This is a genomic window from Streptomyces mauvecolor, from assembly GCF_039532965.1.
In the GTDB taxonomy this organism is placed as follows: domain Bacteria; phylum Actinomycetota; class Actinomycetes; order Streptomycetales; family Streptomycetaceae; genus Streptomyces; species Streptomyces violascens.
Genome location: NZ_BAAASQ010000004.1, coordinates 65,996 through 77,899, shown reverse-complemented (window position 1 = coordinate 77,899; position 11,904 = coordinate 65,996). Strand labels below are relative to the sequence as shown.

Annotated in this window: 11 protein-coding genes, 1 pseudogene and 1 riboswitch; of the genes and pseudogenes, 6 read left to right on the top strand and 6 right to left on the bottom strand. The window is 70.8% G+C overall.

Annotated elements, in window-relative coordinates; translation table 11 throughout:
- Positions 1 to 10 precede the first annotated feature (10 nt).
- Positions 11 to 1,297 (bottom strand): isocitrate lyase, encoded by a 1,287-nt coding sequence (gene aceA, locus ABD346_RS03460; protein WP_344371361.1) that lies wholly within the window; start codon positions 1,295 to 1,297, stop codon positions 11 to 13.
- A gap of 364 nt (positions 1,298 to 1,661) precedes the next feature.
- Between aceA and ABD346_RS03455 the strand changes: the two genes are divergently transcribed.
- Both ABD346_RS03455 and ABD346_RS03450 read left to right on the top strand, forming a co-directional pair.
- A complete protein-coding gene (locus ABD346_RS03455) occupies positions 1,662 to 3,080 on the top strand; it encodes a short-chain fatty acyl-CoA regulator family protein (RefSeq protein WP_344371360.1) in 1,419 nt (472 codons plus the stop codon).
- Between the two features lie 35 nt (positions 3,081 to 3,115).
- Positions 3,116 to 3,241, top strand: a pseudogene (locus ABD346_RS03450) (enoyl-CoA hydratase); the annotation flags it as partial.
- 51 nt (positions 3,242 to 3,292) lie between these two features.
- On the opposite strand, the gene ABD346_RS03445 reads toward ABD346_RS03450, so the two are convergent.
- The 4 genes from ABD346_RS03445 to ABD346_RS03430 form a co-directional block, all read right to left on the bottom strand.
- On the bottom strand, positions 3,293 to 4,030 hold the full coding sequence (locus ABD346_RS03445) for a (2Fe-2S)-binding protein (protein ID WP_344371358.1): 738 nt from the start codon (positions 4,028 to 4,030) through the stop codon (positions 3,293 to 3,295).
- Positions 4,027 to 4,893 carry a CbtA family protein gene (locus ABD346_RS03440; RefSeq protein ID WP_344371357.1) on the bottom strand — a complete coding sequence of 289 codons (867 nt, stop codon included), beginning with the start codon at positions 4,891 to 4,893 and terminating at the stop codon, positions 4,027 to 4,029. Before ABD346_RS03440 ends, ABD346_RS03445 begins: the two co-directional genes overlap by 4 nt.
- Positions 4,894 to 4,920: 27 nt before the next feature.
- Positions 4,921 to 5,136, bottom strand: coding sequence for a CbtB domain-containing protein (locus ABD346_RS03435; RefSeq protein WP_189962567.1), 216 nt, complete (start codon positions 5,134 to 5,136; stop codon positions 4,921 to 4,923).
- Between the two features lie 40 nt (positions 5,137 to 5,176).
- Positions 5,177 to 5,317: riboswitch (cobalamin riboswitch) on the bottom strand.
- A gap of 107 nt (positions 5,318 to 5,424) precedes the next feature.
- Entirely contained in the window at positions 5,425 to 5,634 is a 210-nt protein-coding gene (locus ABD346_RS03430) for a hypothetical protein (protein ID WP_344371354.1), read from the bottom strand.
- Between the two features lie 144 nt (positions 5,635 to 5,778).
- Between ABD346_RS03430 and ABD346_RS03425 the strand changes: the two genes are divergently transcribed.
- The 3 genes from ABD346_RS03425 (at position 5,779) to ABD346_RS03415 (ending at position 9,210) form a co-directional block, all read left to right on the top strand.
- Positions 5,779 to 6,744, top strand: coding sequence for an LLM class F420-dependent oxidoreductase (locus ABD346_RS03425; RefSeq protein WP_344371352.1), 966 nt, complete (start codon positions 5,779 to 5,781; stop codon positions 6,742 to 6,744).
- Between the two features lie 61 nt (positions 6,745 to 6,805).
- Positions 6,806 to 7,702, top strand: a complete 897-nt coding sequence (locus tag ABD346_RS03420) for an aminoglycoside phosphotransferase family protein (protein WP_344371351.1) — start codon at positions 6,806 to 6,808, stop codon at positions 7,700 to 7,702.
- A 293-nt stretch (positions 7,703 to 7,995) separates the two neighbouring features.
- Positions 7,996 to 9,210 (top strand): M20 metallopeptidase family protein, encoded by a 1,215-nt coding sequence (locus tag ABD346_RS03415; RefSeq protein ID WP_344372158.1) that lies wholly within the window; start codon positions 7,996 to 7,998, stop codon positions 9,208 to 9,210.
- 125 nt (positions 9,211 to 9,335) lie between these two features.
- Here the strand turns inward: ABD346_RS03415 and ABD346_RS03410 are convergent, their stop codons facing one another.
- Positions 9,336 to 10,418, bottom strand: coding sequence for a DUF5954 family protein (locus ABD346_RS03410; protein WP_381227115.1), 1,083 nt, complete (start codon positions 10,416 to 10,418; stop codon positions 9,336 to 9,338).
- Between the two features lie 254 nt (positions 10,419 to 10,672).
- Between ABD346_RS03410 and ABD346_RS03405 the strand changes: the two genes are divergently transcribed.
- A complete protein-coding gene (locus ABD346_RS03405) occupies positions 10,673 to 11,863 on the top strand; it encodes an enoyl-[acyl-carrier-protein] reductase FabV (protein WP_344371348.1) in 1,191 nt (396 codons plus the stop codon).
- Positions 11,864 to 11,904 lie beyond the last annotated feature (41 nt).

Genomic DNA, 11,904 nt, shown 5'->3' with positions numbered 1-11,904 from the left:
GCAATTCGGCTCAGTGGAACTGCTCTTCCTCGGTGGAGCCGGTCAGCGCCGTCGTCGAGGAGGCCGGGTTGATGGCCGTCGAGACCTGGTCGAAGTAACCCGTGCCGACCTCACGCTGGTGCTTGACCGCGGTGAAGCCGTGCTCCTGGGCCGCGAACTCCCGCTCCTGGAGGTCGACATACGCGGTCATGCCGTGCTCGGCGTAACCGCGGGCCAGGTCGAACATGCCGTGGTTGAGGGAGTGGAAGCCGGCCAGGGTGATGAACTGGAAGCGGTAGCCCATCGAGGCCAGTTCGCGCTGGAACTTGGCGATCTGGTCGTCGTCCAGGGACGCCTTCCAGTTGAAGGAGGGCGAGCAGTTGTAGGCGAGCATCTGGTCCGGGTGCTCGGCGTGGATCGCCTCGGCGAACTCGCGGGCCTGGGCGAGGTCGGGGGTGCCGGTCTCGACCCAGATGAGGTCGGCGTAGGGGGCGTAGGCCAGGCCGCGGGCGACGACCGGGGCCATGCCGTTCTGCACACGGTAGAAGCCCTCCGCCGTGCGCTCGCCGGTGACGAACTGGGCGTCGCGCTCGTCCACGTCACTGGTGAGGAGGTTGGCGGCGAGGGCGTCCGTGCGGGCCACGATGAGCGTGGGCACATCGGCGATGTCGGCGGCAAGGCGGGCCGCGTTCAGGGTGCGGATGTGCTGGGAGGTCGGCACCAGCACCTTGCCGCCGAGGTGGCCGCACTTCTTCTCGGAGGCGAGCTGGTCCTCGTAGTGGATGCCCGCCGCACCGGCCGCGATCATGGCCTTGGTGAGCTCGAAGGCGTTGAGCGGGCCGCCGAAGCCGGCCTCGGCGTCGGCGACGATGGGGGCCAGCCAGTCCGTCGTGTCACTGCCGCCCTCGGCGGTGGCGATCTGGTCGGCCCGCAGCAGCGCGTTGTTGATCCGGCGCACCACCTGGGGAACGGAGTTGGCCGGGTACAGGCTCTGGTCGGGGTAGGTGTGGCCGGCCTGGTTGGCGTCGGCGGCGACCTGCCAGCCGGAGAGGTAGATGGCCTGGAGGCCGGCCTTTACCTGCTGGACGGCCTGCCCTCCGGTCAGCGCGCCGAGCGCGTGGATGTAGTCGAGCTCGTGGAGCCGGCGCCACAGCCGCTCGGCGCCGCGCCGGGCCAGCGTGGCCTCCTCACGGACACTGCCCGAGAGCCGCACCACGTCCTCGGCGCTGTAGGTCCGCTCGATGCCCTTCCAACGCGGATCGGTCGCCCACCGCTGCGCCAGCTCCGCCGCTGCCGCCGTCGTCTTTGCCTGTGCCATGACCGTCTCCCGGAGAATCGTGAACTGTGCGAATGCTCGGCACTGGGTGCCGAGGTGATCTCAAGGTGCGGCCCGCCGATCCCCTGAGTCGGCAATCCGAGCAAGGGTGCAGAGTCGGGCGGAGGTGCCGGGATTTCCGACGTCAGGGCCTGAAATAGCACCCCGGTTCCGCTCCGCCCGACGGGAGTCCGGCGGGCCGCACTACGACTCTGGCACTGGCACTCAGTGCCAACAAGTAAGGAAAGATGCCAACTTCTGCGCATCTTCGCCCGGGGATTTGCCAACGTTGTTAACCCCGAAAAGCTCGCCGACACGGCTACGATCGCGAGCAGTGCCGACGATCGTGACCACACAGGAGCCACGGGTGAGCAAGACGTACGCAGGCGCGCGGCTGCGCAGGCTGCGCGAGGAACGCCGCATGAGCCAGGCCGACCTCGCCCGCACCCTCGGCATCTCGCCCAGCTATCTGAACCAGATGGAGCACGACTCCCGGCCCCTGACCGTGCCCGTACTGCTCCGCCTCACCGAGGCGTTCGGCGTCGACCCGGGCTTCTTCTCCGAGCGCGACACCAGCCGCCTCGTCGCGGACCTGCGCGACGCCCTCACCGGCGAGGTCTCGGCGGGCCGGGTGTCCGCCTCCGACCTCTCGGACCTGGCCGCCCGCATGCCGGCCGTGGCGACCGTCCTGGTGGACCTGGGCCGGCGCAACCAGCACTTGGCCGAGCAACTCGCCGAAGTCGCGGAAGGACGGGGCCCGGGTGCGGTCGCACAGCCCCGGTCCCCGCACGAGGAGATCCGCGAGTTCTTCTACCGGCGCCAGAACTACCTGCACGACATCGACCTCGCCGCCGAAGACCTCGCCTCCGAGATCGGCGTACGCCCCGGCGAGGTCGTGCGCGTACTGTCCGCGCGCCTCGCAGAACGCCACGGGGTGCGCCTCGCCACGGACTCGGACCGGATGCTGCACCACTACGATCCCGGCGCCCGCGTGCTGCACCTCTCCAGCCGGCTGCGTCCGGGGCAGCAGGCGTTCCGGATGGCCACCCAGCTCGCGCTCCTCGAACACGCGGAGGGGATGTCCGCCCTCGCGTCGGAGGACTTCGCCCGCGACTCGGCGGCCTGGCCGCTGGCCCGGATCGGCATCGCCAATCACTTCGCCGCCGCGCTGATCCTGCCCTACCGCCGCTTCCACGCGGCCGCCGAGGAATCCCGCTACGACATCGAGCGGCTCACCGACCACTTCGGACTCGGCTACGAGACGATCTGCCACCGCCTCAGCACCCTGCAGCGCCCCCGGCTGCGCGGCGTGCCCTTCTCCTTCGTACGCGTCGACCGGGCGGGCAACATGTCCAAGCGCCAGTCCGCCACAGCGTTCCACTTCTCCCGGGCCGGCGGCACCTGCCCGCTGTGGAACGTGTACGAGGCGTTCGCCGCCCCCGGACGCATCCATGTCCAGGTCGCCGCCATGCCGGACGGCCGGCGCTATCTGTGGACCGCCCGCGCGATCTCGCGGCACCGGGGCGGCTGGGGCGAGCCGGGCAAGACCTTCGCCATCGGCCTCGGCTGCGAGATCCGGCACGCCTCGCGGCTGGTCTACTCCGACGGCCTCGACGTCGACAACACCTCCGCCGCCGTCCCCATCGGCATGGGCTGCCGCCTCTGCGAACGCACCGACTGCCCCCAGCGGGCCGTACCGCCCCTGGACCGGCGCCTCGCCATCGACGAGAACAGCAGCACCTTCGTCCCCTACCCTGTGGCGGGGGAGCGGCCGAGCCTCGGCTGATGAGCCGTCAGAAGTGGCTGGACGTCTCCACCGGATACGCCGAGCGCGCCGGGTTCGTCTCCCGGATCGTGCCCGCCGCCGACCTGGCCGGGGAGGCGCTCGCGGTCGCCGAGACCGTGGCCGGGATGTCCGCGCCCGTCGCGATGATGGCCAAGGAAGCGGCCGCCGGAGTTCACCCACCGGTTGGACGGTCTGCGAACTCCGGCGGCCCGTCAGCGGCTTCGGGCGCTGCCCGCGTCGCGATGCAGCACACAGTCGCCGCACAGCGAACCCTTGTGGCCCGGGGCGGCGCGGTAGATCAGGCAGCAACTCCTGCGCCGGAACGCGCCGTTGGCGGCTGTCGTGGCGGAACCCCGCAGGGGTGGGCTGTCCAGGAGGAGCGCGACCGCCGTGCGGGTTCGCTCCGCGAGCTCCGGCCTGGCGGCGGCGATCATCGTGGCGGCACCGTTGAGAGCCGAGGCGATGTTGCCCTGGAGGATGTGGGGTGAGAGCGAGAACGGCCGTATGGCGGCGGCGAGTTCACCGAGGGGGCGGTCGAGGAAGGTGGTGAGTTCCTCGGGCGGAACGGAGCCGGCGCTCACCGCGGTGCCGGGAACGGACAGGGGGATGGGGCCGCCGAGGACCGGCTGCCAGTGGACGTCGGGGAGGCCGAAGGTGAGAAGGCGTCCGTGCAGCACGAACGCGGCAAGGGCGGGCGACAGCAGCCTGGCGGCCAGGCCGAGATGCGTCACCGAAGCGGCCACCCGCACCTCGACGGCGTCGAGCGGCTGCCCGCCGGCCGCCGCCAGCCGGCCCCGTACGGCCGACACGCGATCTTCGATGAGCCGTCGGGACATCGGGACCCACGGCTCCGCCGGCCGGGCGTCGGGGGCATGGGTGTGCAGGGCGAAGAACGGCCCGAGCGCGGTGATCTCGCAGATCACCGCGCCCGGCGTCGGAGTGAACGTCATGCAGGGAGGGGAGCCGGGCCCTGCGCGGGGGCTTCGGCGGATTCCCGGCGGGGTTCGAGAAGCCGTTCGGCCAAGGGGCCGAAGAACAGCCCGATGGCGGCCCACAGGAGGAGCTGCGCGGCGACGGAGAAGAAGCGGAAGGAGAACAGCACGTCGGCAGGGAAACCGGGGTAGACGATCGTGCCCTTGGCATCGGTCAGGGGCAGCGGAGTCTCGGTGGCCTGGTTGCCGAAGTTCTCCTTGTTGTAGGCCAGATGCCCGAGTGAGGGCAGGACCAGCATCACGATCCCGATCGCGACGACGAACACCGCACCGCCGATGAGCGTCGCGTTCCAGTTGCCGTAGCGGGCCTGGAGGCGCTTGCCGAGCCAGACCGCCGCCACCAGGAAGGCGATCGAGCACACCACCATGATGAGGTAGAGGCCGCTGCGCTGCCCGATGGTCTCCTCGTGACCGATCGCCGGAGGATTGGCCGGGTACTTGAGGAACGGCACCAGGTACATCGCGAGGAACCCGCCACCGGCCACCACCAGCGCCAGCGTACGGGCGCGCAGGGCGCCGGTCCGGCCCAGGCAGACCGTGTAGGCGACGGCGAAGAGCGCGCCCATGGCCATGCCGAAGAAGATCATGCCGACGCCGAGGCCGACATCGGCCTGAATGGTGCGGCTGAACAGGTCCGGGTCGGCCGCCTCGGCGGGCAGACCGGCGGCCTTGTCGAGCGCTGCCTGGGCGGCGTCGCGCCCGCTCTCGTAGTCGATGGCTTTCGCGATCTGCGGCTCGGCGAAGATCCGTCCGAAGACGAACGCGAGCAGCCCTGCCACTGCGCCGACGAGAACGCCGCGCAGTATCAGCTTTTTTTCCATGTCGAGTTGTCCGTACTTCCGTGTGGGTCAGTGGCAGGGGAAGCCGAGGAAGTGACGCCCGTCGTGGACGAACTCGTGGATGTGCATGTCGTTGCCGAAGACCGAGACGGCCCCCTGGTCGACGCCGATGAAGTAGTAGGCGGCCAGTGCGAGGATCGCGGTGCCGACCAGCCACAGCACCGACTTCGAAACCGGCAGGACGATCGGCGTGGAAGCCGGGCGGGATGTGGAAACGCTGCTCAAGGCGAGGCCCTCCTTCTCGGGATCTTGCGTCCCATGGATGAAACGGGGCGAAGCAACGGATAAGTGTCTGACTCACCGGCCACCCTCGCGGGTGGTCGACTCACAGTGGCGCGACCGTGCTGGAATCTCACCAGCTTCCTTATCTCATCACTACACGTGGAGCATAGGGCTGCCTTCTCGAACGGGTCAATCAAGCCGTTGCCAAGTCCTGGCGGGCTCCCCTCACGACCCTGCCCGTCCATCGTGTCAGCGCCGGCCCGGCCGCGCGATCCGGACGGCTGCGCACCGTCACAGGGGCGGCGCCACCTCGCTCGACGGTGCAGGTTGGGCGGGGTGGGGCGGCGGTTCGGAAGGGAGGTCCGGCTCCGTGTACCCGCGCCGTTCACGCAGGCGGTCCTCGATCGGTTCGGGGGCGCCGAGGAGGCGCTCCTCGTACCGGCCGAGGGCCAGCAGCACCCCAAGGAGCAGCGGCGGGATGAGAACGGCCACTATGACCATGACGACTCCTCGAAGCGGACGGTCTGCGGACCGCGTAGCCCCTGTCGCACACCGGAAGCGTTTCGGCAACCGGTGCGGTCGGGAACCCGCACACGGACAGCGGGCCGATGTTTTCCATCGGCGCAGCACGGTTAGTCGTGAAATATGGTGCAAATCGGCTACACAATGATGACTGAGCAGACGGGTCCGCGCGAACTCGTGGCGGATCTGGTCGCGGCGGAGCGAGCCGGGTTCGACTTCTCCGTCACCTCCGACCACTTCTCCCCGTGGCTGGAGAGCCAGGGGCACGCGCCGTACGCGTGGAGCGTGCTCGGCGCGGCCGCTCAGGCCACCACCCGCATCCCGCTGATGACGTACGTGACCTGCCCGACGCTGCGCTACCACCCCACCGTCGTGGCGCAGAAGGCGGCGACGATGCAGATCCTGTCCGAAGGCAGGTTCCGGCTCGGACTCGGCTCCGGCGAGAACCTCAACGAGCATGTGGTGGGCGCCGGTTGGCCCGCCCCGGAGGTCCGCCTCGACATGCTCGAAGAGGCCGTCGAGATCATCCGCGCTCTCTTCGAGGGCGGCAATGTCAACCGTCAGAGCGCGCACTTCGGCGTCGCGAACGCCCGGCTGTGGGACCTCCCCGACGAGCTGCCGCCGATCGGCGTCGCCGTCTCGGGCGAGCGGTCCTGCGCCCTGGCCGGCCGGGCCGCCGACCTGGTCATCGCCACTGAGGCCGAGCCGGAACTGCTCGACTCCTTCGACCGGCACGGCGGCACCGGCAAGCCGCGGGTGGGTCAGCTGCCCGTCTGCTACGACCCCGACCGGGAGGCGGCTGTCGCCCGCGCCCACGACCAGTTCCGCTGGTTCGCCGGGGGCTGGCCGGTGAACTCGGAGCTGCCGGGGCCCTCGGGTTTCGAGGCGGCGACGCGGTTCGTGACCGGGGAGGACGTGGCGCGGTCCATTCCGTGCGGCGACGACGTGGACGCGTTCGTCGACGCCGTACGCCCCTACGCCGAAGCCGGCTTCACCGAAATCGCCCTCGTCCAGATCGGCGGCCCCCAGCAACTCCCGTTCATCGACTGGGCCGAGAAGGAACTGCTGCCCGCGCTGCGCGAGTTGTGAGTGGCGGATCCGATGGCTCAACCATCCCGCGGAACGACGTCGGGATGGTTGAGTGGGGATCATGGACAGCATCGAGATCGATCACACCCTGGTGCGCTCCTTGGTGCGTGAGCAGCATCCGGACCTCGCGGAGCTGGAACTGAGGGAGGTGGCCGGGGGCTGGGACAACCAACTGTGGCGGCTCGGAGGGGAGTTGGCCGTGCGCATGCCGCGCACGGAGCGCGCTCCCTGCCTCCTGCGCAAAGAGCACCAGTGGCTGCCGGTCCTCGCACCGCGTCTTCCGCTGCCCGTCCCGACACCGCTGCGGATCGGTGAGCCCTCCGCGCGCTTCCCACGGCCCTGGACCATCGCATCCTGGGTGCCCGGCGAACCGGCGGACCGAGCCCCCGTCAGCGACGCCCGCGCAGCCGACACCTTGGCGGGTTTCCTCAAGGCGCTCCATACGGAGGCGCCTGTCGACGCGCCGGTCGGTCGGGATCGCGGAGTCCCCCTGGAGACACTCACGGACGGCTTCGCAGAAGGCCTTGAGGAAGTCGCCTCCGGAGGTGATGTCGAGGGGCTCCAGGACGTCCGGGACATCTGGGACGAGGCGCTCGCGGCCCCCGACTGGGAGGGGCCGCCCCTGTGGGTGCACGGCGACCTCCACCCGGCCAATGTCGTCGTCTCCCACGGGACGCTCTCCGGCGTGATCGACTTCGGCGACATGTGCGCGGGCGACCCGGCGGTCGATCTCGCGGCCGCGTGGGTACTTCTTCCCGCGGGCGCGGCCTCACGGTTCTTCGACGCGTACGGAAGCGTGGACGCGGCGATGATCCGGCGCGCGCGCGGGTTGGCCGCCGCGAAGAGCCTCTTCCTCATCCTCATGGGCCGGGCCGGCGTCCGAGGCCTGCCGGGCGGCAAGCCGACCTGGGGACCCGCCGGCCGGGCGGCACTCGACCGCGTGGTGGCACCGGTCTAGGCGGCGGAGTCCCGCGGTTTCGAGCAGGCCGGGTGGGGCTGGCCCCACCTCGAAGTGGTGGCTCGCCCCATGGGCAAAGGTGCCCGTCCGCGGCGACCGTGTCGTAACACGTTTACCGCACAGGTCTACCGCTCATCGGGCGGCGAGACGGCAATCACAGAGAGCCGGCTTCGCCGTCCGATGCCGTGGAAGACCGGGTGAAGGATTACGAAGGGGGAATCGTGAAGCAGCCCAAGGAGCATGCTCTCGCGCGCCGTACGGTGCTGGCCGTCGGGGCGGGAGCCGCCGCGGGAATGGTGTGGGGTACCGCGGGGAGAGCTGCCGCCGACGGGTTCGGGGGGTCGGTGGAGCAGCGGGCGGTGGACGCCGAAGTGGCCCGCCTGGAGCGCGGGTTGATCGAGCTGCGGCGGGACATCCACCGGCACCCCGAGATGCCGGGTCAGGAGCAGCGCACGGCTGCCGTGGTGGCGGGAGAGCTGCGAGCGGCCCGCCTTGAGGTCACCACGGGGGTGGGCGGCAACGGCGTTGTCGGCGTGCTGAGGGGCTCGCGGCCCGGCCGGACGGTCGCGTATCGGGCGGACATGGACGCGGTGCCGCCCAAGGACATCGTCGGGGGCGGTCCGGCGGCGGCCCATCTGTGCGGGCACGACATCCACACCACGGTGGCCATCGGTGTCGCGAAGGTCCTGGTGCGGGTGCGGCGGCAACTGAGCGGAACGGTGGTGTTCCTCTTCCAGCCCGCCGAGGAGGCCCTGACCGGGGCTCGCGCGGTGATCGACGAGGGCGTGCTGGAGCGCACCCGCGCCGAGGAGATCCACGCGCTGCACTGCGGGCCGTTCCCCGTCGGCCAGTTCGCTGTCACCTCCGGCTTCGGGCTGCCGGGCCAGGACAGGGGGGAAGTGACCCTCACCGGGCCGGGCGCGCCCGATGCGGCGCGACGACTGGCTGCCGAGATCGGCGCGCTCGCCACGGTGGCACCGCCGCAGACACCTGCCGACATCGAGCGGATGATCGCCGACGCACGGATACCCAACGGGCCGCTGGCCCGGTTCGTGGCCCTGCGGGCCGGGGCACAGGAGACCAAGGTCGGCGTGTCCTACCGCTGCTGGCCGCAGGAGCGGTACACGGAGGTACGCGAGAACATCCGCCGCCTGGCCTCCTCGTACCCGGGGGCGGAGGTGGCCTTCCCCGCCGACCCGTTCCCCGCCATGGTCTGCCCGGAGCGTGATGGTGACAGGCTCACCCACCACCTGCGCCGCACACTGGGCCGGGACGCGGTCAACGTGCTCCACTCCGCCTTCCCTCCGTTCAGCGGCGAGGACTTCGCCCTCTACCTGGACCGCATCCCCGGCACGTTCACCTTCCTCGGCGTCCACGCCCCCGGCGCACCCATCACCACGGCCTACCCGCACTACCCCGACTTCACCCCGGACGAGCGTGCCATCGGCGTCGGCGTACGGGCGATGGCCGGCTGGCTCGCGGAGCGCACCGACAGGCGCGGCGCCTGACCGACGGAGCCGGTGACTGAGCGGGGAGGCTCCCAGGGCGGCAGAGGGCGGTGTGGCCGGGATGCCCGGCGACACCGCCCTGAAAGCGGCCTGCGGTGGGGCGGCAGAGCAGTTCCGCGTCCCCGTCAGTCGTGGGACACGATCCGGCCGTCCTCGTCGAGCAACGGGTGCAGGCGTACCGGGTCCTGGCTGTTGACGTCGGACGGGCGCGGACCCTCGGGGCCGTCGGGCCCCCATCGCAGCAGGCGACGCGTACGGGCGATCTGGTAGACGGTGCCCTGGAACTTCAGGCGGTTGACGCGACCGGCCCGGAGCGCGGTGGCGGCCTCGGCGTACTCGGCCAGGCCCGCGGCCTGCCCGGCGGCTCCATTGCCCGCGGACTCGGTACGGGCGTCGACATCCACGGCGGCGTCGATCGGGATGAGCCCACGCATGCGCGGCCACGTCCAGGTCAGAGCGAAATCCAGGGACCTGCGGGCAGAGTGCGCGGTCGCATGAGGACCGCTGACCGGCGCCCAGCTGTTCGTCGACTGCTCCACTACCGTGAACGACGGCGGCAACAGCAGAATGTCCGGATGCAGGTCCATGGCGCGGCGCGAGTCGGCGCGTACGTCGTGGGGGAAGCGGTCGCCGGTGTAGCAGAGGTCCCGTAGCGCCAGCTGTTCCGCGACCTGTGTCGGGGTGACCGGCGCCTCCGGGTCCAGGACCAGCGCGTCGTCGACCTCCGGTCCCCTGGACGCGCGCGACCAGTCGGGGACAAGGGGCTCGGGATCGGTCGGGCGCGGCCCTTCCATTGCGCCCCGGTCCCCGACGGCCGCGTACTCCTCGGCGCGCACGATGCGGAACCGCGTCCCGGCCACCGCGAGTTCGTCGACGCGCTCGGTCTCGAGCCGGGTCACTGCCGCCAGCAGGGCGCGCCGCTCCTCGGGGCCGTCCGCGTCGTCCTTCGCGCGGAACCACAGCCGGGAGTTCAGACTGTCCCGGGCCTGTTGAGGACAGCCGAGCGTGATCGCGACGATGACCCGCCATGCCGGTCCGTCACCGTCGTCCTGTGCCGCCACCCCGAACAGAGGGCCTCGCACGACCAGATTCCCCGTACGCGCCACGGCGTCGACGGCATCGGCCTCAACCGCCGCTTCCACCGGCTCCACCGGCACCCGCACCGTGATCGGTCGCGATCGGCCCCGTCCCGCATCCCCATGGTCCATGCCGTCATCCTGCCGATGGCAGCACACCGACGTCTTGGATCCGCGGATTTCCCCCACCTCCCTACAGAAAGGGCGATACCGTGCGCCCTCCGATCAAGGAGTGCCGTCAATGACGGATGCGACAACCACCGGGCGGATTTTCCGTAGTGCGCTCGGAGAGAACCGTACGCACGGGCGTCGATACGATCTTCGATGACGGACACCGGAGTGCGATCCCGGGATCGACCACCACCCCCTATCGGAACGGACCCGACGTGAGCCTGAGGCAGATCGACCCGAAGCAGCGCGGCTTTCTGATCGTCAACTCCCACCCGACCGGGTCCGCGGCGACGGTCACCCGGATGTGGGAGCAGATCCCGCCGCGTGCCGACGGCAGCAGCCCCGTGGTCCTGCTTCTCGGCCACAGCGCGGGCTACGGCCTTGCCACGCTGCTGACCGGGCTCCGTCAGCACGGCATCCGAGGCGTCGGCGTCGCCTACGAGGGTGCGGAGACCGAGCGGCGTACCGCCGGCGCCGGCTGGTACCGCACCGCCGCCGCGGCCCGCCTCGCCACCGAAGCCGGACACGACTTCGTATTCGTCAACACCGATGCCTTCTCCGAGCAGGGCAAGGCGGAGGTCCTCGACCTGGTGGAGCAGCGGTTCGGCAAGGTGGACCACCTGATCTACAGCCTCGCCGCCCCGCGCCGTACCGACCCGGAGACCGGCACCGTCCACCACTCGGTGATCAAGCCGCTCGGCGCGCCCTACGAGGCGCCGGCGCTGGACTTCTCCGACGACATCCCCAAGGTCACCAGCGTCCGCCTGGAGGCGGCCACCGAGGAAGAGAAGCACGGGACCGAGCAGGTGATGGGCGGCGCCGACTGGCAGCTGTGGGTGCAGGCCCTGGCCGAACGCTCCCTGCTCGCCGACCGCTTCACCACCGCCGCACTCACCTACATCGGCTCCGAACTCACTGCTCCCATCTATCGCCAGGGCACCATCGGCGCAGCAAAGGAACACCTGGAACGCACCGCGGGACATCTGAACACGGGCGTCCTCGCCGGCCGTGGCCGTGCCATGACCGTCGTCGCCGGAGCAGCCGTCACCCAGGCCTCCAGCGCCATCCCTTCCATCGCCCTGTACACCACGTTCCTGCGGACCGTGCTCGGCGACGGCTTCCGCACCACCGCCCAGCAGGCGGAGGACCTGTGGGACCAGCTCACCGGCGCCACCCCCCTCGTGACGGACGACGAGGGCCGCATCCGCCTCGACGGCTGGGAACTCGACGCACAGGTCCAGGACCGGGTCCGGGAACTGTGGGCCGACCCGGAATCAGGACTCGACCGATCGGCAGCCGGCGCCGACTGGTTCATCGGCCAGATCCGCGAACTCTACGGCTGGGGCCTCGCAGACATCGACTACGACCGGCCCGTCGAGACCACCGTCGCCTGGCCGACGCCGTAACAGCCATCAGCCGGTCGCGGCGCGGACCTTCGAAGTCGGCG

Excerpts from the sequence above, each read along its gene's own strand:
- ABD346_RS03445 (WP_344371358.1), bottom strand. The coding sequence starts at position 4,030 with ATGACGTTCACTCCGACGCCGGGCGCGGTGATCTGCGAGATCACCGCG.
- ABD346_RS03410 (WP_381227115.1), bottom strand. The coding sequence starts at position 10,418 with ATGGACCATGGGGATGCGGGACGGGGCCGATCGCGACCGATCACGGTG.
- ABD346_RS03430 (WP_344371354.1), bottom strand. The coding sequence starts at position 5,634 with ATGGTCATAGTGGCCGTTCTCATCCCGCCGCTGCTCCTTGGGGTGCTG.
- ABD346_RS03425 (WP_344371352.1), top strand. The coding sequence starts at position 5,779 with ATGGTGCAAATCGGCTACACAATGATGACTGAGCAGACGGGTCCGCGC.
- ABD346_RS03440 (WP_344371357.1), bottom strand. The coding sequence starts at position 4,893 with ATGGAAAAAAAGCTGATACTGCGCGGCGTTCTCGTCGGCGCAGTGGCA.
- aceA (WP_344371361.1), bottom strand. The coding sequence starts at position 1,297 with ATGGCACAGGCAAAGACGACGGCGGCAGCGGCGGAGCTGGCGCAGCGG.
- ABD346_RS03415 (WP_344372158.1), top strand. The coding sequence starts at position 7,996 with ATGGTGTGGGGTACCGCGGGGAGAGCTGCCGCCGACGGGTTCGGGGGG.
- ABD346_RS03420 (WP_344371351.1), top strand. The coding sequence starts at position 6,806 with ATGGACAGCATCGAGATCGATCACACCCTGGTGCGCTCCTTGGTGCGT.